This is a genomic window from Paenibacillus sp. FSL R5-0744 (assembly GCF_037972555.1).
GTDB lineage: Bacteria > Bacillota > Bacilli > Paenibacillales > Paenibacillaceae > Paenibacillus_AQ.
This window is the reverse complement of sequence record NZ_CP150228.1, coordinates 4,129,162-4,151,972: the sequence shown is the minus strand read 5'-3', so window position 1 is coordinate 4,151,972 and position 22,811 is coordinate 4,129,162. Positions and strand designations below refer to the sequence as shown.

General features: G+C 44.1%; 15 protein-coding genes. 11 read left to right on the top strand and 4 right to left on the bottom strand.

The features are described from left to right. Positions 1-24 precede the first annotated feature (24 nt). The 3 genes from MKY19_RS18250 to MKY19_RS18240 all read right to left on the bottom strand — a co-directional run bounded on the left by MKY19_RS18250 (position 25) and on the right by MKY19_RS18240 (position 3,482). Complete coding sequence (locus tag MKY19_RS18250; protein ID WP_076286260.1) at positions 25-1,524, bottom strand: ABC transporter substrate-binding protein; 1,500 nt, start codon at positions 1,522-1,524, stop codon at positions 25-27. 69 nt (positions 1,525-1,593) lie between these two features. Then, positions 1,594-2,520: a carbohydrate ABC transporter permease gene (locus tag MKY19_RS18245; RefSeq protein WP_339796683.1), complete on the bottom strand. Its 927-nt coding sequence runs from the start codon at positions 2,518-2,520 to the stop codon at positions 1,594-1,596. An 11-nt stretch (positions 2,521-2,531) separates the two neighbouring features. Then, on the bottom strand, positions 2,532-3,482 hold the full coding sequence (locus tag MKY19_RS18240; RefSeq protein WP_076286258.1) for an ABC transporter permease subunit: 951 nt from the start codon (positions 3,480-3,482) through the stop codon (positions 2,532-2,534). 503 nt (positions 3,483-3,985) lie between these two features. On the opposite strand from MKY19_RS18240, the gene MKY19_RS18235 reads away from it, so the two are divergent. The 3 genes from MKY19_RS18235 to MKY19_RS18225 are packed head-to-tail and all read left to right on the top strand — an operon-like array spanning position 3,986 to position 7,507. Beyond that, a complete protein-coding gene (locus MKY19_RS18235) occupies positions 3,986-4,933 on the top strand; it encodes an ABC transporter permease subunit (protein ID WP_339804384.1) in 948 nt (315 codons plus the stop codon). A 16-nt stretch (positions 4,934-4,949) separates the two neighbouring features. Next, positions 4,950-5,858, top strand: coding sequence for a carbohydrate ABC transporter permease (locus tag MKY19_RS18230; RefSeq protein WP_076286257.1), 909 nt, complete (start codon positions 4,950-4,952; stop codon positions 5,856-5,858). Positions 5,859-5,893: 35 nt separating this feature from the next. Then, positions 5,894-7,507 (top strand): extracellular solute-binding protein, encoded by a 1,614-nt coding sequence (locus tag MKY19_RS18225; protein ID WP_076286256.1) that lies wholly within the window; start codon positions 5,894-5,896, stop codon positions 7,505-7,507. A 93-nt stretch (positions 7,508-7,600) separates the two neighbouring features. Here MKY19_RS18225 and MKY19_RS18220 read toward each other — a convergent pair whose 3' ends face one another. Beyond that, the gene (locus MKY19_RS18220; RefSeq protein WP_339796678.1) at positions 7,601-9,862 is read right to left on the bottom strand and encodes a helix-turn-helix domain-containing protein; all 2,262 of its coding nucleotides are present in this window, start codon (positions 9,860-9,862) and stop codon (positions 7,601-7,603) included. Positions 9,863-10,078: 216 nt separating this feature from the next. On the opposite strand from MKY19_RS18220, the gene MKY19_RS18215 reads away from it, so the two are divergent. From MKY19_RS18215 to MKY19_RS18180, 8 genes are all read left to right on the top strand, one after another. Continuing rightward, a complete protein-coding gene (locus tag MKY19_RS18215; protein WP_339265549.1) occupies positions 10,079-11,467 on the top strand; it encodes an alpha-L-fucosidase in 1,389 nt (462 codons plus the stop codon). Between the two features lie 27 nt (positions 11,468-11,494). Then, positions 11,495-12,781, top strand: coding sequence for an alpha-L-fucosidase (locus MKY19_RS18210; RefSeq protein WP_339796674.1), 1,287 nt, complete (start codon positions 11,495-11,497; stop codon positions 12,779-12,781). A 29-nt stretch (positions 12,782-12,810) separates the two neighbouring features. Beyond that, positions 12,811-13,836, top strand: a complete 1,026-nt coding sequence (locus MKY19_RS18205; protein ID WP_076300649.1) for a carbohydrate-binding family 9-like protein — start codon at positions 12,811-12,813, stop codon at positions 13,834-13,836. A gap of 6 nt (positions 13,837-13,842) precedes the next feature. Then, complete coding sequence (locus tag MKY19_RS18200; protein WP_339796671.1) at positions 13,843-16,458, top strand: transglutaminase domain-containing protein; 2,616 nt, start codon at positions 13,843-13,845, stop codon at positions 16,456-16,458. A gap of 4 nt (positions 16,459-16,462) precedes the next feature. After that, positions 16,463-17,500, top strand: coding sequence for a glycoside hydrolase family 18 protein (locus MKY19_RS18195; RefSeq protein WP_076286252.1), 1,038 nt, complete (start codon positions 16,463-16,465; stop codon positions 17,498-17,500). Positions 17,501-17,679: 179 nt separating this feature from the next. Next, the gene (locus tag MKY19_RS18190) at positions 17,680-18,666 is read left to right on the top strand and encodes a glycoside hydrolase family 130 protein (RefSeq protein ID WP_076300575.1); all 987 of its coding nucleotides are present in this window, start codon (positions 17,680-17,682) and stop codon (positions 18,664-18,666) included. A 50-nt stretch (positions 18,667-18,716) separates the two neighbouring features. Then, entirely contained in the window at positions 18,717-20,036 is a 1,320-nt protein-coding gene (locus MKY19_RS18185; RefSeq protein WP_339265541.1) for a glycoside hydrolase family 125 protein, read from the top strand. A 19-nt stretch (positions 20,037-20,055) separates the two neighbouring features. Then, the gene (locus MKY19_RS18180; RefSeq protein ID WP_339796666.1) at positions 20,056-22,794 is read left to right on the top strand and encodes an alpha-mannosidase; all 2,739 of its coding nucleotides are present in this window, start codon (positions 20,056-20,058) and stop codon (positions 22,792-22,794) included. Positions 22,795-22,811: the final 17 nt, after the last annotated feature.

Genomic DNA, 22,811 nt, shown 5'->3' with positions numbered 1-22,811 from the left:
CCATGTGTCGTATTGGTGTATGGCTTACTTGAAATAATTATCGATTTCTTCCTGCGCTTTTTGAATTATTTTATCCAGTCCGGCTTTTTTCAATTCGTCTAACATTTTTGGTACAATCTTCTCTGGGTCAGAAGCACCTGTTAGCAATTCGTATTTATATTTATCAAATGTAGATTGTGCGTTCGCAACTTCTGTCTGAATTTCGCTGATATCGAGTGCGAAGCCTAGAACAGTGGAGGCTACAGCTTGTTCATTTAATTTCTTCACTTGGTCCCATTGATCTTCAGGTGCGCCTTTGGTTATAGCCATATTGAAGAAGGTACCTTGTGAGTAAGCAGCTAGCGGCCATGTATCCGATGTGCGCTCGATAACGTTATCTTTACCATCTACATATTTGAAATCAACGCCTTCTTCACCAAATGCTAGCATATTACGGAGCTTTGAATCTGTGTTTACTAATTGCAGATATTTCAAAGCTTCATTTTTGTACTTGGAATTCGCAGAGATTGCGTTTAAGGAGCCTTGAATTGTACTTGTCGTATAAAGAGGACCAAATGTTTTGTTCATAACAAATTTTTCTACGCCCGCATTGATTTGCATCGCGATCTCTGCACCTGGGAAGGCTTGTTGCGTACCAAATGGGTTATATTTTTCTTTTTCTGTTTTGGTTGGAGCATCTGGGTTGATGATTCCATCCTGATACCATTTATGAAGCAATTTCAAATTTGCCATGACATCAGGCTGTTCGAAAACAGAGATCACCTTGCGAGAAGGATCATCTACTTTTACACCTACAGGGAAGAATCCTAGCGTTAAATCATCATAGTTATTGAACATTCCGGAGAAGGCTTCACTTTGAATAAGTCGTAGTGGGTAGAAGCTTTTTCCTTCACCAGCTTTTATATCATGAAGTGGCTTATCTAAATCTTGCATCGATGTAATGTTCTGGTAATCGATGTTGTATTTCTGTACGAGCTTGTCATCATAGCTCCAATATTGAGAAACAGATGAGTCTTTATAGGTTGGTACTGCGTAGTATTTCCCGCCAATTTTTGTGCCATCCCATACTTCGGACGGAATGGATTTGTACAGATCAGGGGCTTCGCTTTGGACTAAATCCGTGATGTCCGTAAGAGCTCCCATCGCGACTTGTTTACTGTACTTCGTGTTATTCGTGAACATCATGTCGAACGGCTCACCTGTGTTCACAATGGTGTTCATCTTCGTATCCCATTCGCCCCAGCTGGCCACACGAAGATCGACTTTTACCCCGATTTTCTCCGCAGTATATTCATTCATCTTGTCAATTGCTTTACTAAAGTTCGCAGGAAGTGGCGTATTACCGATCTGCCACCATACCAGGGTCGGAATATCCTTTTTACCTGCTGCTTCTGTTGATGTAGAGTTGTTTGATGGTTCATTCGTCGATGAAGCCGAGTTGTTGGAACTACCGCATGCTGCTAAGGCGGATCCCATTAATGTCAGAATACAGAGTGTTGAGGCAATCTTGAAGATTTTCTTCACTTTAACTCCCCCTATGGATTGGTTGTTTGCTATATCATAAACCAGTATAAATTTGGCTTACTTCGTAATTTAGCCTTTGACTGCGCCGACTGTCAGACCAGAAATGAAATATCTCTGGAAGAATGGATATGCACAAGCAACAGGCAAGATGATGAGGATGGCGACCGCCATACGCGCGGACTCTTTAGGCATTTTCGCGATGAGCTCTGCAGAACTAACGCCCATACTTGAAGCATTTCTGGCAAGTGCATCGGCATTGGTCATTAGATTGTTAAGCAACGCCTGTAACGAGTAGAGATTCGGGTTATCAATATACAACATGGATTGGAACCAGTCGTTCCAATAGTTGAAGCATAGGAACAATCCTATCGTTGCGAGAACAGGTAGCGATATAGGCAATATGATCGAGAAGAAGATCCTAATTTGATTAGCACCATCAATTTCTGCCGATTCGATTACACCATCTGGAATCGTGCTTGTGAAAAAGGTTTTACAAATAATGACGTTAAAGGATGAGACTGCAAGCGGTAAGATCAGAGCCCAGAAACTATCCTTCAGCCCTAGTAAGTTTGCATTGATGAAATAACTGGATACGAGACCACCATTGAAAACCATCGGAATGAATACGATCCAAGTCAGAAAGCTTTTTAACTTGTATGACGGGCGTGAAATAACATAACCCATCGATGTTGTAAGAAGGACGCCAAGTACAGTACCTACTACAGTGACAAGGGTCGAGGTGCCTAGAGCACGTAGAATCATCGTTCCTTGCTTAGCAATAAAACTGTAAGCTTCAAAAGAAAAATCGGCTGGAAAGATACTGTAGCCAACTTCTCGGATATAAGATTCATTGGTTAATGAAATCGATAATACGACGATAACGGGCACAACACAGGCAAGTGCGATGACCAGAAAAATGGAGTTAAATAGGATGTTAATTCCTTTACTTGTTCGATTAAACTTATCAAGCCCGGATTCATAGGTTTTTGTTGCCATGTTCTTACCTCCTAAATCATTGCGCTATCTGGATCAATCTTCTTCACAATCCAGTTGGCGGACAGAATCGTAATACATCCCAAAACGGATTGAACAAATGCAGCAGCAGATGCCATACCGATCGTTGCGCTTTTCAGTTGCTTATAGACGAGGACATCAACGGTCGTGGCCACATTATATAAGGAGTTAGAATCACGCGTGACCTGGAAGAAGAGACCGAAGTCGGTATAGAATATCCGTCCGACCGACAGGATGAACATCATCACGATCACCAGTTTGAGTAAAGGTAGTGTGATGAAGCGAGTCTGTTGCCAAATTGAGGCTCCATCAATGACAGCGGCTTCATAATACGAACTATCGATCGCTGTAATGGTAGCGAGATAGATAATCATGCCATAGCCGATTCCTTTCCATATATTTAATAGAACGAGAATGTAAGGCCAATACTCAGGCTGCATGTACCAATTCACGGGATCATGTCCGATGTTGCCGAGAAATTGATTCAGGATCCCTTTGTCAAAGCTGAAGAATGCCCAACCGACTGCAGAGATGACGACCCAAGAGAGGAAATAAGGGAGGAACATCATCGTTTGATACACTTTGCTGGCTTTGCGATTATGGAGTAATCCAATCATGATCGCGAACAACACTGGGAGTACGATGCCCGTAATAATAAAAATGATGTTATACCCAATCGTATTGCGGATAATAATCCAGGCATCATTGGATTTAAATAAAAATTCGAAGTTTTTAAAACCGACCCAAGGACTATTTACTACATTGCTAATAAAGCCCCCAGAAATTTTGAACTGCTTGAAAGCGATGATAATGCCGAACATGGGTAAGTAACAAAACAGAATGTACCAAATCGTTGTGGGAATGGCTAATAGTGTTAATTCAAAATCTTGTTTCCTCCAAGTAAAGCGCTTTCTACGCTTCAGTTGTTCAGGTTTTGCGCTCATCTCGTTCACTCCTTCATGTAAGTCATTTGTAAATTCACACGCTCTTGAAACCGCTTTACGCAAGTTCATTGTATAAGAGCAATGCGATTATCATCCAGATAACAAACATGATTTATTAGTCAACAAACGTTAGATTATGTGTGAATTGAGTTGTACTACGCAAAAAAAACACATGTTGTGGAGATTTACATACATTGCCCTGTGTGCAGGTGAGCATGGTAATACAACGAAATGATCAACGAGAAAGCACAAGAATGACATACTGTCATGATGCCCACATAGCGTTGTGACGCGGTTATTCCCGCACTACAACACGTAATTTTTGACAAGCGAGAATGACATATTTACGATTGGGTCAATTGTTTATATTGTAAATGTAAGCGCTAACAACAATGCGATAGATAACAATGCACCAGATAATGATGCTCACTCGATGATCTGAGTGTTCTCATCATTACCTACAAGGAGGGGATGTCGCGATGCATGAAACGGAAAGCGTACACATGCGAACTGTGAATTCAGAACCGAAAGAAAAGCGTAAGGCCAGAAACGAGACATGGAAGAAGATTTGGCAGAATTGGGAGCTTTACATTTTTATCGCACCCGCATTTTTTTACTTCCTCGTTTTCAGCTATGGACCGATGTATGGGATTCAGATTGCTTTTAAGAATTACATACCGTCAAAAGGCTATTTTGGCAGTGAGTGGGTAGGCTTTGATCATTTCATTCGATTTTTTAACTCGTATTATTTCTGGGATTTGCTGTGGAACACGCTTAGTATTAGCTTGTATGAATTAGCCATTGGATTCCCAATCCCAATTATTCTGGCGCTTGCGTTTAACGAAGTGAAGGATGGCTTCTTCAAGCGACTTGTTCAGACCGTTACTTATGCTCCTCATTTCATTTCTGTCGTTGTTATGGCGGGGATGATTATTACCTTCTTGTCTCCATCGAACGGAATGATTATTCATGCCATTGAAAGCTTAGGCTTTAGTGCACCGCAGTTTCTGACAAGCCCTGGTTGGTTTAAGACGATGTATGTATTCTCAGGCGTGTGGCAGAGTGCGGGGTGGGGGACGATTATTTATTTGGCGGCACTCTCGGGAGTAGACCCAGGCTTGCATGAAGCGGCAATTATTGACGGAGCCTCTCGCTTCCAGCGTGTTCGCCACATCAATATTCCAACGCTTATACCGACCATGACCATTCTATTAATTCTAAATATGGGTGGCTTGTTAAGTGTAGGTTTTGAGAAAATATTACTTCTGCAAAATTCATTGAATATGTCAAGCTCTGACGTGATTTCAACCTTTGTCTATCGATCTGGTCTTGTCGATGCGCAATATAGCTTCTCAACAGCTGTTGGTTTATTTAACTCCATTGTGAATTGCATCCTGCTTATTACGGTGAATCAAATTGTCCGCCGTACGAGCGAGAACAGTCTATGGTAGAAGGAGGTTGGAATTTATGGTATCAGGTATAAAGCTATCTAAGCGAGATCGAATATTTCTAATTTGCACCTATACGTATGTGACAATTGCATTGTTGTTAGTCGCATATCCCATCTTATATATTATTAGCGCATCTATCAGTGATCCGAAGATGGTTGCTTCCGGTGAAATGTGGCTTCTTCCAAAAGGTATTACCTTTAAGGGGTATGAAATTGTATTTCAGAACTCGAAGATTTGGACGGGGTATGGAAATACGATTTTGTATACATTGCTAGGCACAACGATTAACTTGGTCGTTACGATGCCAGCGGCATATGCACTCAGTCGTAAGGACTTTGTAGGTCGTGGGTTTTTCATGGGGATGTTCATGGTAACGATGTTCATTGGAGGGGGTCTCGTCCCTACATACATGTTGGTAAAAGGGCTAGGCATGGTCAACACGATGTGGGCACTAGTACTTCCTGGCGCAGCGTCAATCTGGAATATTATTGTCTCTCGTACCTTCTTCGCGAACTCCATTCCAGCTGAGCTACAAGATGCGGCTCAAATCGATGGCGCGACGAATATTCGCTTATTCCTGCGGATTGTTCTCCCGTTATCGATGCCAATTATCGCAGTTATGGCCTTATTCTACGGGGTAGGGCATTGGAACAGCTATTTCGGCGCCATGATCTACCTGAATGATGATGCGAAGTATCCATTGCAGCTTGTGCTTCGTCAGATTCTCGTGCTTCAGGAAATGCAATCTCAAGTAGGTGGCATTATCGATGCGACAGCTGCAGCAGCCCAGAACAACAAGGCAGAAATTGCTTCACTTGTGAAGTATGGGGTCATTATCGTATCTACGCTTCCGATTATTGTTGTCTATCCATTCTTACAGCGTTATTTCGTGCAAGGTGTCATGATTGGCTCTGTTAAGGGTTGATCTTAAGATACAAATAACAAAGGGGAGGTTTTTGTATGACGATTTATCGTAAAGCTGGACTCATGTTGTTAGTTCTTTCCATGTCAATGTCTATTCTTACTGCATGTGGATCAAGTAGCGATAAGGGGACAGCAAGCACAGAAGGCTCAGACACAGCCACAGAGGTTCATAAGACGGGCTTTCCTATCGTGGATAAACCGATTGAGCTATCCATTATGGCACCGGATATAGGACGTCAGGATTGGAACAAGATGCCTGTTATTCAGGAATACGAGAAGATGACGAATATTAAGTTAAAGATTCAAAACGCCCCACAAGACAGCTTTGAGACGAAAAAGAATTTGGTATTTGCAAGCGGTACGCTTCCCGATATTTTCTATGCGGCGGATCTAAAAGGATCGGATCAAGTTACCTACGGAAGTCAAGGATTGTTGCTGCCTTTAGAAAAATACATTGATGAGGGCTACGCACCTAATTTAAAAAAAATTCTCGATGCAAATCCGGATATTCGCAAATCAATGACAACACCAGATGGACATATCTATGCACTACGCAATATTCAGCCATCTGCGGTATGGTATCGTGGACCGATGTGGTATAACGGGAAGTTCTTGAAGAAGTTCGGCATGGAAAACAAATTACCGCAGACAACAGAAGAGCTATACAACTATTTGAAGAAGGTTAAAGAGGAAGATGCGAACGGAAACGGTAAAGACGATGAGGTTCCTCTATCCTCTGTGAAATTAGATGATTTACGGATGTTCTTCCTCGGATTCTGGGGGATGTATAACGAGGATATCTACGTAGATAAGGAGAATAAAGTACACTTTCCACAAGCTGAACCAGCCTACAAAGAATATTTAACCTTCTTGAATCGCTTATGGAACGAGGATTTGCTGGATCATGAAACATTCTCTCAAACCGATGAGCAGAAGAAAGCAAAAGGGAAAAACAATCAAGTGGCCTTATTCTCCGATTATTTCCCATACTTCACGCTTGGTGGTGAACCGAGTGAAGATAACCCGATGATGCAGCCTGTATCTAGTGATATTGCTGGAACACCTGTATACGGCAAGCATCCTGGTATTAACACCATTGGCGGTTTCGCGATTTCAAACACGAACCCGAACCCGGAAGCAAGTATGCGCTGGATTGATTACCAATTTAGCGAAGAAGGGTATTCCTTCTGGGCGTATGGACCTGAAGGTACGTTATTTAAATACAAAGATAAAGCAACAGGCGAGAAAGAATGGCTGCCAGTTCCAGATGGTACGGATCGTGAAGAATACCGCGGTACAATCACGCCAAACTACGGGATTAATACACCAGGTTCCTATGAGAACAGCTATGTTTTAGGTCTTCGTACTAGCTTTGATGACTGGATTGACAAAGAAACAGCTACAAAGCTTACACCTATTGCAAAGACTCCCTTCCCATCGGTATTCCTGACGGTAGACCAACAGACGGAAATCAAAACACTCCGTTCCGATTTGGATAAATACGTGAAGGAAATGGAAGCGAAATTCGTTACAGGCGCAGAGCCATTATCCAATTGGGACAAATATATCGCTCAAATGAAAAAAATGGGGTATGAGAAGCTCGAATCAACGTATCAACAAGCATACGATACATGGGCTGCTAGCGAATAATTTGTGAAGCTTATACATTCTCATATTTTGAAAAACTTCCCGGTCATCCTAGGCATGACCGGGAAGTTATGATGAACCCTAAGCGAGGAAGGATTATACGGTATCGTTAGGCTCAGTATTGGGATGATTACTATTCATCTGTCGATACTGGCCCGGGGTATAACCGGTTTCCTTTTTGAATTTTCGAATAAAGTTTGGTGTGTCGAGGTAGCCGACGCGCTGGATAATATCTTTTAACGAATCACTTGTTATTACGAGCTGTTCCTTGACCTTATCTAATCGTTTTTGCCAAATATATTGGACGAAGTTGATGCCGACCTTATCCTTGAATGAACGACTGAGATGGGAAGGTGAAATCGTAAACGCAGCAGAAACAGATTCAAGGCTAAGTGAATGATCAACATAGTGCTGGTCGATAAAAGCAACGATATGATCCATGAGTGAATGTTCTTCTTTTTTATGCGTCTGCTCTACCTGTGTACAAATCTGAGTGGCTAAACGGTAGAAATTCTGCTCTATAAGATGGACGGGACCATTCATGAAATGGGGAGAAGCAGACTGCATCATGTTATCCATCTTTAGCTCAACTGCAGTTTTGAGCATGGTATTCAGCAGGTCGAACAATACGCATCGCATCAGCAGGGTAGATCGTTGTTTATTATCAAGCCCATGGATGGCTGTGTGAATAATTTGTTTGGCGACTTCGTAGTTGCCCTGCTTCAAGCTTTGTGCAAGCTTTAATAGCTCGTTACTAGGGAGTAACACTGTTTGATCATGGGCACTGGATAGCTTTTCAAAATACACGGTGGTTCCATGCTCGGTCGATTTACGCAATTCGAAGGCGGAGCAAGCCTCAACAAAGGATTGATTAAGCTGCTGAGGGCTCTCATAACATTTGCCTACACCGATCATCGGGTGGATATCCATTATGCCTAACGTATATTCACGGATCGCATCCACGATGTGAACGATTTGTGCAGCGAGTGCCTCATCATCTTCGAGCTGTAAGCTCACAATGAGTGCGAGCTGATCCAATTGCGGGAGCTCTACACCGTATACTTGTGTAGCAAGCGCTGGAAATTCAATAAACGCAAGCTTGCGATGTACTTCTTGTCGCGCCTGAAGATGCTGTTGTTCTAAGTCATCCCAGCCCATCATCATGACAAAATGATGACTTTGGTCGAAGTGCAGATGAAAGGTATCGAATATTCCATGCGTCATCATTTGTGCATGTCCATGCTTTAATAGCATGGAGAGAACATGGTTGCGTGCATAGGGCTCTTGGAGATCAACCTTGGAGCTATACTGCTGTAATGTTGTTCGTATATACTCGAGCTCATTTCCGGAGGCCGGTGTATCTGTTTTTTTGTTCGTGAAGCGAACGAGCTCAGCAATCGGAAGATATTGCATCCGAGCGAATAATAGAGCGATGGCCGTTCCTACAATGGCGATCACAATGAATAAAATAATGATGAAGCTCCGAACATTAAGTACGCTACTGAAAAATTGATTACTCGCCATTAAAGTCACATATGACCAGCCATTGACATCCGATGTGACGGAAATAACCGAATGATCTTCGTTGTTTATCGATAGATTATGTATGCCGGGTGGAAGCTCTGATAACCGTTGGATATCCTGTTGGCTAGCTGTATCTCCATGGCCACTATAGGATAAAACACGTCCATGATTATCAAAAATATACGTTAATCCTCGATAGTTACCGAGAACGGAATCGATCAGATATGCCAACTCTTTCTCTTTAATGAGGTACATGACAGAAGCATATGGATCTGAGGTGTTGGGAATGATCGGCAGGATATAGGTTAATACAGATTGCTCGAGTGGTGAATTTTGATTCAGCATGTTCGTAAGTCGAATAGATGGAAATTTGGACGAGTTTAAAGTAGTCACAAGTTCATCATTCTTCCAGCTTCCAAACTGATAGGAGCTACGAAATACATCCAGGCTATACATGCCATGGTTAGAATAAATATTAGGGTCATGATGATAGTACAGAAATATATCCTCCACAATGGAATTGGAAGACTTGTAGCTATCTAGTGCCGCTATGGCATCACGACTTTCATAAGGATCCAGTATGCGATAATGAGCGAGACGAGCGTCGTATGACATCCGTGACGCCATATCTCTTAAATCATTCATGCGTCCATCCACCACCGTTTTAATTTGGGTGAGCTGATTAAAGTGAGCATTTTCAATCTCCTTTTGTAAATTATCGGTAGCATTTCGGTAAATGAAAACGATTACAAATATAAGCGGAATAAGAAGGATAAGTAGATACGAACCGGTGAATTTCAGAAACAATTTCGATTTGAAATAGTTATAGTTCAAAGTGTTTTCCCCCTTTTTATGGCGTATACATGGAGATGTTCCTATCAAGCTATGAATACAGCAAGATATAGATCGGCGCTTGAATACTTATTTATATTCCATAATAGGATGTTTATAGCGGATATTTATTATTATGTCAAATGTTTTTTTGAAAATATATCATACTAAATCAATAGAATCGCAGCCTCAGAAGAGCTGCATGGAGGTCGTGCAAAAATGAGTGATGCTAATGTTGTCGAAGAGCAAATTGTTGTTGAAGGAGTTCACAATTACAGCACAGAGGAGGAGTACGTTAAGCCGGAGGATTCGCAGCTATTAGATCAGCTGGAATGGTTCAAGGATCAGAAGCTGGGCTTGATGATGCATTGGGGACCTTATTCGCAGCTTGGACTTGTTGAATCGTGGGCGCTTAGTGATAAGGATGGAGATTGGTCACGAGATGATATTGATTGGGGAGTTGATTCGGCGGAATTGAAGCGGCAATACTTCGGGCTGAATAAAACCTTTAATCCGCTCCGTTTCGAACCTGAGAAGTGGGCAGAGGTTGCGGCAGAGGGTGGTTTTAAATATTTGAACTTTACGACGAAGCATCATGATGGCTTCTGTATGTGGGACACGCAGACAACAGACTATCGCATTACGGGCAAGGATTGTCCTTTCCATGCACATAAGTACGCGGATATTTGTAAGAACGTATTTGATGCTTTTCGGGCCAAGGGACTTGGGATCTCCGCCTACTTCTCCAAAGCCGATTGGCACACACCAACATACTGGGCCCCAGGTATGGAGACGGGGACGTTCATGAATCGAGGTCCTTCGTATCCAACACAAGATTATCCATGGCTATGGGAGCAATTCGTACAGTTCACACATGATCAGATCATGGAATTGATGACGAAATATGGCCGGATTGAAATGCTCTGGTTGGATGCGGGGTGGGTATGTCCACAGAATAAGAATAATCCACAGGATATTCGGTTGGGTGAAGTGGTGGAGAAGGCACGTCAGCAGCAGCCATGGCTGCTAAGTGCAGACCGTACCGTTGGCGGCCCGTATGAGAATGTCGTTACACCTGAACAAACGTTGCCCGAGCATCCCCTGCTTATTCCATGGGAGAGCTGTATTACGATGGGGACAGCGTTCTCTTATCGGTACGAGGATCACTACAAGACGACACGTCAATTAATCCATTTGCTCGTTGAAGTTGTAGCTAAAGGCGGAAACCTGGCACTTAATGTCGCTCCACAACCAGATGGCCGCTTGTCACCAACAGCGTTGGATCGGATGAAAGGAATGGGCGCTTGGCTCAAAGTCCATGGTGAGGCGATTTATGGAACACGCATATGTGCGCCATACTCTGCTGGAAATACACATTTCACGAAAAAAGGCGATATCACCTATGCCATTCATTTGTACCCGAAAGAGCAGGAAACGGTGAGCAAAGTAATTTGTATTCCACTCGAGCAGGCTGTAACTCAAATGGATCTTGTTGGCGGACAAGAAAATCTAACATTCGAACGAACAACAACGGGATTGATCGTTCATTTACCAGAGAGCGAGCTTACGGGAGTTGCCCCAATTGCACATGTATTTCGCATAAAATAACGAGTTGAACTATGGGAGGAAGAGCAGATGCAACAATGGTTTACGGACGCAAAGCTAGGAATTTTCATTCACTATGGGATTTATGCGGTGCAAGGTGTAGCGGAATCATGGTCGTTTTATAACGGGAAAATGTCACATGGGGAGTATATGAAGCAGTTGGATGGTTTTACAGCGTCCAAATTCGATGCGAAGCATTGGGCAGATATCATTGCGAGGTCAGGTGCAAAATATTCTGTGCTTACAACCAAGCATCATGATGGTGTTGCGTTGTTCGATACGCAGTACAGTGATTTGAGTGTCATGAAGGCGACACTAGCCAAGCGGGATATTGTAAAAGAATGGTCCAATGCGATCCGTGAACGTGGTCTGCATGTAGGCATGTATTATTCCTTAATTGACTGGTCTCATCCCGATTATCCTTCCGTATTCGAGAGTGGTATCGTACCGGCTGATTTGAGTCAGGTGAATCGTTTCTCAAGTCCGGTAGATGGCATACAGGATGAAGAGACATGGCAGAAATTCCTCGCGTTTAACAATAATCAGCTACGTGAAATCATGACGAATTACGGCACTGTCGATTTATTATGGTTCGATGGTGACTGGGAGCGTAGTGCAGAACAGTGGGGGCTGCCAGCATTCAAGGAATATTTGAGATCCTTGTCTCCGAATGTGATTATCAACTCACGCTTGCAAGGGCATGGCGATTATAAGACACCAGAGCAGGGCATTCCCATTACTCGCCCAGAAGGCGCTTGGGAATTCTGTACGACTATTAATACATCTTGGGGCTATGTCCACGATGATCATAAATATAAATCCTTGAACCAAATTATCCGCATGTTCTGCGATTGCATCAGTATGGGCGGAAATATGTTGCTGGATATTGGACCGATGGAGGATGGCACCATTGATCCAAGACAGGAGGACATTCTTCTGGGACTAGGTGACTGGATTCGTGCACACGAGGAGGCAATCTACGGTACGCAGGATGGAATTATGACACGCTATTATCTGGGTGGGAGTACCTTATCCGCAGACAAGAAGACCATATATTTATTCGTCTACGATGCGCCGAAGGAGAATATCTGTCTCAAGGGACTATGCAATCCGATCAAGAAAATTACGGTACTACACTCGGGCAAAGAGCTGACTCACGAAATTCATGGTGGTGTACCCTGGTTCGATATTCCGGGAACGACGTGGATTCATATGACACCAACGGACACGCATGAGCAGGTAAGCGTGCTTAAGCTGGAATTTGATGAAGAGGTTAGGATGTACGGTGGAGCTGGCACTGTTGTTACGCATAACTAAATGCCAAAGGGAGGGAGAGGTCAACGATGATGAACCGAAGTGGAGTACCAGAACCGCAAGTTGTGACATATGCGCCTAAGCATTATTTATGCAAAAGAGCGACGGAGTCGCTTGTCTTAGATGGGAAGCTGGATAAGCCCTTTTGGCAGCATGCAACATGGACGGATGATTTCGTAGATATTGAAGGGGACCAACGTCCGCTACCCGCGAAGCAGACACGTGTAAAGATGCTATGGGATGATGAGTATTTTTACTTTGGTGCAGAGCTGATGGAGGATCAGATCTGGGGCACGCTGACTGAACGTGATTCCGTTATTTTCTATGATAATGATTTTGAGATCTTTATCGATCCAACAGGGGATTCACATCAATATTACGAGTTTGAGATTAACGCTTTGAACACGGTGTGGGACTTACTGCTTGTGAAACCATATCGTGACGGGGGACCTCCAATTAATGGATGGGATATCCAAGGTCTGAAAACAGCTATTCATATCGAAGGGGAGTTAAATAACCCGCATGCTGATCATCGGAAATGGACGATTGAAGTTGCCATGCCATGGCGTAGTTTGAAAGAATGTGCTGCGAATAGACAACCACCTGTTGCAGGTGAATTCTGGCGTGTTAATTTCTCTCGTGTTGAATGGCGGACTGAGGTTGTGGACGATCAGTACCGCAAAGTTATGAACCCGGATACTGGAAAGCCTTATCCGGAAGACAACTGGGTATGGTCACCTCAGGGGATTATCAATATGCATTATCCAGAGCTATGGGGTTATGTGATGTTCGTAGGTGTTGATGGCCCGCAGTCATTCGACATGCCTACGGATGAACTGGTGAAATGGCAGCTCCGTAAGCTGTATTATCGTGAACGTAATTATTTTGAAGCACATGGACACTATGCAGCAACGTTCGAGCTGCTGCGAGGTGAAGATGATTGGAGCATTGAGCCTCACATGGAGATAACGAGTAAATCATTCCATATCTCAGCTCTAACAACCGATGGAACCGCTCGCCTATATATTCGCGAAGACGGCTTACTGTGGAAGGAGTAATCATTCATGACCATGTTGACCCCTACCTCAGTATTTTCATTGTCGCAGGAAGCCTTAGCGTTCATTGAGCAGAAGTTTCAGGCCAAGAAACAGCTCGCCAGATCACGTGAGCAGCAGCTATTCCATGTATTCGAGCACGAGCTAACGGCAGAAGAAGCTTGGGCATTAAAGCTACTCTTCGCGTATATGCCAGCCAATGACTTGGCGGATTATAACGGGGAGCTTTTCTTCAATCATGTAAGAACGATGCTGCAGATTCGCCGCGATATGCCATGGCAAGTACCTGATCATTTATTTTTACATTTCGTGCTACCGTATCGAGTGAATACTGAGAACATTGAAGAGCATCGCCATATTATTCATGAACAGTTAGCGGAACGAACACGTAATCTTCCCATGAAGGAAGCGATTCTAGAGGCCAATTACTGGTGCCACGAAGTGGCGACGTACATTGGGAGCGATCTGCGGACGATTTCACCATTAACGATGATGCGAAATGCACGCGGTCGTTGTGGGGAAGAATCTACGCTAGCTGTAGCAGCGCTTCGTAGTATCGGGATCCCTGCACGTCAAGTGTATACCCCGCGTTGGGCGCATTGTGACGATAACCACGCATGGGTGGAGGCATGGGCTGATGGTGAATGGTATTTCATTGGGGCTTGTGAGCCGGAAGCGCGTCATAATCAAGGATGGTTTGGCCCACCAGCGCGCCGAGCCATGCTCATTAACACACGTATTTTCGCGAATTATGAAGGACCCGAAGATATTACACTCGCAGATGAATGGTTTACTGAAATTAATGTACTAGAAAATTATGCGCCTACGAAGACAATTACGGTACATGTAAAAGATGCATGCGGACAGCCCGTGCAAGCTGCAGAGGTGCAATTCCAGTTATATAACATGGCGGAATTTTACCCAATTGCCAGCATTCCGTCTAATGCACAGGGGGAAGCTTCGTTCAAGACAGGTCTTGGTGACCTCATCATTCGTGCAGCAAAGGACGGCATTTGGGGAGAAATGAAAATATCCATGGCTGATTGTGAGCACATTGAGCTTGTATTGAATCAAGAGGATCAGCCACTTGTAGGAACGATCGTTGACTATGATATGGTTCCACCACCAGCGCGTGAAGGCGAGGTCATGGAGGACTTGTCCGAGGCACGGATAGAGCGACACAATAAGCGTTTGGAGGAAGGAATCGCGATTCGTGCACATTATGAAGCGACGTTCTTGAATGAAGAAGCTGCGAGGAAGCTCGGAGAATCGCTTGATCTATCAGCGGATCGAGTATGGAACGTACTTCAGACAGCACGTGGCAATAGTGCTGAGATCGCAGCTTATCTAAGTAAAGCAACACCTCTATATGGAGAATGGGCATTACGATTATTGGAGTGTGTTCATGACAAGGATCTCATCGATACATTCCTTCCAACCCTTATAGATCATGTGGCTGGTGCGCTTGCTGTACGTGGTGAGCTCACGGAGGACGTCTTCATTCCCTACATTTTGTGTCCTCGCGTTCATTACGAGATGATTACACCGTATCGTACATTTTTCCAACAAGCCTTCACTTCAGAAGAAGTGGAATTGTTCCGTGAGGACCCAACGAAGCTTGTTCAATTCATCGATGAAGCGTGGGATATATGGAATGATCTACCGAATTTGCAAGGGAAGGGTACTGTTGTTGGAACTTTCGAACTGCGTGTAGGAGATCGTAGCTCTCTCGATATTATGTTCGTATCTATATGTCGTAGCCTAGGCATTCCAGCGCGACTGCATCCCATTGAGGCTAAGCCGCAATTTATGGTGAATGGTCATTTTGTGGATGCTCCATTTACGAAAGGTATAGTTGGAAATGAGGCAGCAGTAGCGAACGGAACTCTAATTATTCTTCGTGATCAGGATGCAGCGTCAGACCAGCCAGCGGCTGCATACTATGAGAATTTTACGATCGCTCGTCTGGAGAACGGTTTTTATAAAACGTTAAGCTACCCGCACGGCGCCAATAACCTGTATGATACGCCCCTTGAGATGGAGCAGGGAGCATATCGTCTGACGACGGGGATTCGCTTGAAGGATGGAACCGTGCTGACCAAGCTCACCTATTTTGAAATGACAGAAGTCGAAGAGACGAAGCTGGTTATGAAGTATCGTCAAGCTACGCAGGACATTCCCGTGTATGGCAAGGTAGATCGATTCGAGAAGCTAGCTACATGGGATGGATCGGAGCAGATCTTCGCTGAGTTTCTGGGCAGTCAAGGCGCCTATGTCGCATGGCTGGAACCGGAACGGGAGCCTTCGAAGCATCTGCTTCGCGAGCTGTCGGAGTTGAAGCATGAGTTCGATATGATAGATGCTCCTATCATTCTTGTGGTGGGTGACAAGCAATGGACAACTTCATTTCAACCAGCCGATTATCCGAATCTTCCAGCAAGGACATTATTTGTACGTGATTCAACGTATCATCTATTACCTGAATTGTTTACAGTGGCCCAATCGAGTGAAGCGGGCTTCCCACATCTGATGATTCTAGATCGTGATGATCAGATTCGTTATATGTCTTCGGGATATAAGATTGCAGCCAGTAAGGAAGCGATGCAAATTTTATCGAGGATGTGAAAGGATGGATCAACAAATGATTGTAGCAGGCTACGTGAGTGATTCCAAATTACCTGAGCTAACGCGCGACCACGTGATGAAGCTGACGCATATGAACGTTGCATTCGGTTATGTGTTGGATGATCAGATTACAACGGCACATTTGCAATATACGAACCAGTTGCACGAGATTAAAGCGATGAATCCGAACGTACAGCTGCTGCTCTCTGTTGGCGGATGGGGAAATGGGGGCTTCTCCGAGGCGGCATCTACCGAAGAAGGACGTCAGAAATTCGCAGCTTCGGCTGTACGAGTAGTAACAGAACTTCCATTCGATGGTGTCGATCTGGACTGGGAATATCCCTGCTACAGTGAAGCCAATATTGCCTCGTCACCGGATGATAAACGTCATTTTACGCTGCTGTTGAAGACCATTCGAGAAGCGTTAGATATGAAAGGTGCAGCTGAGGGCAGGCATTACTTGCTTACGATCGCTGCAGGAGCAGATCAATATTATATCGATGGTACAGAGATGGATCAAGTACAACAATATTTAGATTTTGTTCAATTGATGACCTACGATATGCGTGGAGGATTCCAGATTCTAACGGGACATCACACCAATCTGTACAATTCAACGGGAGATTTGTTCCGAATTAGTACAGAAGCATCCGTCAATATGTTCATGCAGGCAGGTGTACCCCGAGAGAAAATCGTCATTGGCGTAGCATTCTATTCCCGGATGTGGAAGCAGGTGCCGAACAGGAATGATGGATTTCTACAAATGGCGGGTACAACAGGAGGTTATGGTCCGGAATATACAGAACTTCTAGCCTATTATATCGACAAGAATGGGTTCACACGTCATTGGGATGATGAGGCCAAAGCACCACATTTATTTAATGGAGATACGTTTATTTCCTATGATGACGTAGAATCGATCACACATAAATGTGAATATGTCCAACGTGAAAAGCTTGCGGGTGCGATGTTCTGGGAGTACAGCTGCGACAAGACACATACACTGCTGGATGCGATGTATGCAGGCCTATCGAGAGACTGAAATGATGCGCCCCATTCAATTAGTTAACAAACATGATTTCCTAGTCAACAAACGTTAGATTAAGAATAAATAGACTTTTAATGCGCTTTATTATCATTTACAGTATGGGGGAAAGGTTGGACTCAATCGTTGAGGACAGGCCGTAGACTACATTCAAAGACGTGGGAGGAGTTTAGGAAATGAGCAAAATTATTGGTGAGGCACTACCAAATATGCCGTGGCAGGATAAGCCGAGTGGCTATAATGCCCCAGTGTGGCGGTATACTCAAAATCCGATTATTCAGCGTGATGCACAGGTGAACTCGAACAGTATTTTTAATTCTGCGGTGATTCCGTTCGAAGGTGGATTTGCAGGGGTGTTCCGCTGTGACTCTAGATCCGTAAGTATGGATATATTCGCTGGCTTTAGTCAGGACGGGCTACATTGGGAAATTAATGAGCAACCGCTCCAATTCGAAGGTGACGAATATGTAACGAAGCGGGAATATCGCTACGATCCGCGCGTGTGCAAAATCGAGGATAAATATTATATTTCATGGTGTAACGGGTATCATGGACCAACGATTGGTCTTGCTTATACGTATGATTTCAAAACATTTCATCAATTGGAAAACGCTTTCTTGCCATATAACCGTAATGGAGTGCTCTTCCCACGCTTAATAAATGGCAAGTATGCCATGATAAGCCGTCCAAGTGATACAGGTCATACGCCATTTGGAGATATTTTCTTTAGTGAGAGTCCAGATCTAACGTATTGGGGTAAACATCGTTATGTGATGGGGACGATTAATTCAGATGCATCCGCATGGCAATCGAAGAAAATTGGTCCAGGGCCGGTTCCGATTGAAACCGATCGTGGTTGGTTGTTGATCTATCATGGTGTCATTAATACATGTAACGGGTTCGTATATCGTATGGGCGCGGCATTATTAGATCTACACGAACCATGGAAGGTGCTCGCACGATCACGGAATTACATTCTTGGACCAGAAACATTGTATGAGTGTGTAGGAGATGTACCGAATGTCACTTTCCCTTGTGCCGCATTGTCAGATAGCGAGACAGGTCGCATTGCCATTTACTATGGTTGTGCCGATACCGTAACAGGCGTGGCATTTACAACAGTGGATGAGCTGCTGGACTATATGGATAAGTATCCGCTGTAACGACATCATCAGATGCAATGACAGAATTTCAATTGTAGAGGAGCTTATCAATGGAACAGTTTAGATTACCCAAAATTACGATGCCATCCTTAAACTTGCCACAATCGATTCAAGAAGTTCTACAAGAAGCAGAAGAGAAGCTTGCGCATCGACCGAAGCTACTTCAGCTATTTAAGAACTGCTTCCCGAATACCTTGGAAACGACGACGAAATTAAAAGAGGATGGAACGACTTTTGTCATCACAGGAGATATTCCAGCCTGTTGGTTACGGGATTCGGTAGAGCAGGTCATTCATTATGTACCGTTTGCCAAAGAGGACGAAGATCTTCAACGCATTCTTAAAGGCTTAGTAAAGCGTCATATACAGTACATCCATATTGATCCATACGCGAATGCATTTAATGAATCTGCGAATGATTGGCATTGGAATACGACGGATATAACAGACATGTCCCCTTGGGTATGGGAGCGTAAATTTGAAATTGACTCCTTATGTTTCTCGATGCGGCTTGCTTATGCGCTATGGAAGGAAACAGGGATTACAGATATATTCGATGCTGGGTTCAAATCGGCTATGCGTATCATGTATAACTTGTTCATCACAGAACAGCGTCACTTTGAAGAATCGCCATATCGCTTCACTCGAAATAACGGTATTCCTGAGGATTCCTTACGAAATAAAGGTCTTGGAATGCCTGTCAACTATACAGGAATGGTATGGTCAGGCTTCCGCTCAAGCGATGATGTATGCGAATTCCACTACAACATTCCAGGAAATATGTTCGCGGTGGTTACACTTCGCCAAATGCAGGAATTTGCGGAGTGGGTATTCCGTGATATGGAATTTTTGCAAGAGCTGAAGGATTTAGAAGCAGATATCGATCATGGGATCAAAACATACGGTATTTATCGTCATCCGCAATTCGGACCGATTTATGCTTTTGAGACGGATGGCTATGGTAACCACTGTCTCATGGATGATGCGGGAACACCGGGATTGATTTCGATTCCTTACTTGGGCTATTGCACAGCTGAGGATGAAATCTATCAGAACACGAGAAGATTTGTGTTATCCAAGGAAAACCCTTATTACTTTGAAGGTAAAGTAGCAAAAGGTATTGGTAGTCCACATACACCGGCAGGTTATGTTTGGCATTTGTCACTATCTATGCAAGGGCTCACAGCAACGACAGCAGAAGAGAAGCTAGCGATGATCGAGTTACTGGAGAAGACGGATGCGGATACAGGCTATATGCATGAAGGCTTCCATTCCGACGATCCAACGATTTTCACAAGAAAATGGTTTGCTTGGTCGAATAGCTTGTTCTCTCAACTCGTGTACAAGGCGATGCAGGAAGGTATCTTGTAGTGAAAGGGGGAGCAATGGCATGACGAAGAAAAGAACGGCACATATCGTTTCCCATTCGCACTGGGATCGTGAATGGTATTTACCCTATGAGAAGCATCATGTTCGTCTCGTTCAATTGGTAGATAGTTTGCTAGATCGGTTGGACGAGGAGTCAGAATTTCGTAGTTTTTTCATGGATGGTCAGACGATCATTCTCGAGGATTATCTTCAAGTTAGACCGGATCAGAAGGAGCGGCTGTTGCGTCATATTCAAAATGGTCGAATCCTTATTGGTCCATGGTATATATTGCAGGATGCGTTCCTCACCAGTAGTGAAGCCAATGTAAGAAATATGCAGATCGGTCATCAAGATGCACTGAAGTATGGGGAAGTATCCAAAATTGGATACTTTCCTGATACCTTCGGGTTGTGTGGACAGACACCACAGCTGATGCAGCAGTCAGGTATTCAGAACGCCTTCTTCGGTCGTGGTGTGAAGCCGACGGGCTTCAACAATGAGGTATCGGATGGAGATTATGAATCGTCTTACTCCGAATTGATCTGGGAAGGCCCAGATGGCTCCAAGGTACTCGGTATTTTATTTGCGAATTGGTACTCGAATGGAAATGAAGTCCCAGTAGATCCGGTAGAAGCCAAGGCATATTGGGATCGGAAGCTAGCGGATGCGGAAAAATATGCATCGACGAGCGAGCTACTATATATGAACGGCTGTGATCACCAGCCAGCTCAGCTGGACTTGCCGGAAGCCATTCGGACAGCTAGTGAACTCTATCCAGACACGGAGTTTATTCACTCCAATTTCAATGATTATCTGAATGCACTGCATCGTTCACTTGATTGTGAATTATCAACCGTCCAAGGGGAGCTTAGAAGTCAGCGAACAGATGGATGGGGAACATTAGTGAATACGGCTTCCTCCCGTATATATTTGAAGCAAATGAATCAGCAGGGTCAGACTTTGCTTGAGAAGGTTGCTGAGCCGTTATCTGCTTATGCTCATCAATTGGGACATGCGTATCCACATCACTTATTCACTTATGCATGGAAGACGCTCATGCAGAATCATCCGCATGATAGCATCTGTGGCTGTAGTGTGGATGAGGTACATCGTGAGATGGTAACGCGATTCGACAAGAGTCGTCACGTTACAGAATCTATTGTACAGAACAGTATGGAGTCGATCGCAAATCATGTGGATACATCATGCTTCGCTGAATACGGGGATCACGCATGTCCATTCATTGTGTTTAATACGACAGGCCTTGACCGCAGTGGGGTAGTTACGGTGGAGCTGGATATTGCTCGTATCTATTTCCGGGAAGGCGAAACGATCGAGAAGATGCGTAATCAGATGACATCGCTCGAGATTCATCCTCATCGCGTGATAGATCATGGTGGGCGTCAGCTAGAATATCAGCTAACCGATCTGGGGCTCCACTTCGGTTATGACTTGCCTGATGATAAATTTCGTCAGCCGTATTTCTCACGACGTGTTCGATTAGAGCTTCATGTCGAAGCAGTTCCTGCAAATGGTCATCAAGTTTATGCCTGGATGAAGGATGTAGTAGAGAGACCACATTCTGAAATAAAGGAAAGCTCGCTACTTCATGAACGGACGCTAGAGAATGAGTTTATTGCTGCACGGATTGAAGATAATGGCTCGATCACATTAACGGATAAGGCAAATGGTAAAGTATATCGCGGTCTCGGTATTTATGAGAATAGCGGCGATATCGGAAATGAATACATGTATTGTCAGCCGAAGAATACGAACGTATTGACGACAGAAGCGCTTATAGCTGATATTTCTATCGTATCCGATCAGCCATACGCATGTACGGTACAAATCGTTCATGATTGGGACATTCCAGTAAGTGCGGATGAATTGCTCGCAGCAGAGCAGCAAGGCATCGTGTGGTTCCCGAGTCGTCAGGCTGGACGTTCAACCGAAACCGTGAAGCTCCATATAACAACGACTGTAACGCTTGAGAAATATAGTAAGGGACTTCAAGTGAAGAGCTCCTTCGATAATCAAGCGAAGGATCATCGCATCAGAATGCTGTTCCCAACGGATCTCGTCAGCGATGTGCATCAGGCGGATTCGATGTTTGAGATCGCAACACGAAGCACAGAACCTTCGAGTGAGTGGACGAACCCAGACAATAGTCAACATCAGCAAACGTTCGTTAGTGTGAAGGACGACGTGACGGGCTTAACCATCGCTAATAAAGGGTTAAATGAATACGAAGTGTTACGTGATGGACGGAATACGATTGCCGTTACATTGCTACGCTGCACAGGTGAGCTTGGAGATTGGGGCGTCTTCTACACACCAGAAGCACAATGTCTAGGTCCTGCTCAGGCGGAGCTCATGATTATTCCACATGGTTCTGCGGTAGCTGAAGAAGCGTATGCGCTTGCCTATCAATATCAAATACCATGGATGACTGTATCGACAGATATTCATAATGGTAGTCTTCAGCCGAAACATCAATGGTTGCAGGCGAGTGGAAATGACATGCAGCTCTCTTCCGTGAAGGTAGCTGAAGCAACGGGTGATCTTGCGATTCGTTGGTTCAACATGACCACTTCACCAACGACTTTAGCCTTCGAACCTCGTATGAACTATAGTCAGGCGTATAAAAGTAATATACTCGAATCACATGAGGAAGCGCTTACGGCCGATTCAAACGCTGTCATCCAGCTTGAAGTAAAGGCGGCCGAGATCGTAACTGTTGTTCTTAATAAATCGATATGAGCATCAAGTAGAGGAGA

What these genes read in the sequence shown, in the direction of transcription:
- MKY19_RS18240 (WP_076286258.1), bottom strand. Translation starts at nt 3,482, where the DNA reads ATGAGCGCAAAACCTGAACAACTGAAGCGTAGAAAGCGCTTTACTTGG.
- MKY19_RS18205 (WP_076300649.1), top strand. Translation starts at nt 12,811, where the DNA reads ATGAACCGAAGTGGAGTACCAGAACCGCAAGTTGTGACATATGCGCCT.
- MKY19_RS18190 (WP_076300575.1), top strand. Translation starts at nt 17,680, where the DNA reads ATGAGCAAAATTATTGGTGAGGCACTACCAAATATGCCGTGGCAGGAT.
- MKY19_RS18200 (WP_339796671.1), top strand. Translation starts at nt 13,843, where the DNA reads ATGACCATGTTGACCCCTACCTCAGTATTTTCATTGTCGCAGGAAGCC.
- MKY19_RS18215 (WP_339265549.1), top strand. Translation starts at nt 10,079, where the DNA reads ATGAGTGATGCTAATGTTGTCGAAGAGCAAATTGTTGTTGAAGGAGTT.
- MKY19_RS18210 (WP_339796674.1), top strand. Translation starts at nt 11,495, where the DNA reads ATGCAACAATGGTTTACGGACGCAAAGCTAGGAATTTTCATTCACTAT.
- MKY19_RS18185 (WP_339265541.1), top strand. Translation starts at nt 18,717, where the DNA reads ATGGAACAGTTTAGATTACCCAAAATTACGATGCCATCCTTAAACTTG.
- MKY19_RS18230 (WP_076286257.1), top strand. Translation starts at nt 4,950, where the DNA reads ATGGTATCAGGTATAAAGCTATCTAAGCGAGATCGAATATTTCTAATT.
- MKY19_RS18225 (WP_076286256.1), top strand. Translation starts at nt 5,894, where the DNA reads ATGACGATTTATCGTAAAGCTGGACTCATGTTGTTAGTTCTTTCCATG.
- MKY19_RS18195 (WP_076286252.1), top strand. Translation starts at nt 16,463, where the DNA reads ATGGATCAACAAATGATTGTAGCAGGCTACGTGAGTGATTCCAAATTA.
- MKY19_RS18235 (WP_339804384.1), top strand. Translation starts at nt 3,986, where the DNA reads ATGCGAACTGTGAATTCAGAACCGAAAGAAAAGCGTAAGGCCAGAAAC.
- MKY19_RS18245 (WP_339796683.1), bottom strand. Translation starts at nt 2,520, where the DNA reads ATGGCAACAAAAACCTATGAATCCGGGCTTGATAAGTTTAATCGAACA.
- MKY19_RS18180 (WP_339796666.1), top strand. Translation starts at nt 20,056, where the DNA reads ATGACGAAGAAAAGAACGGCACATATCGTTTCCCATTCGCACTGGGAT.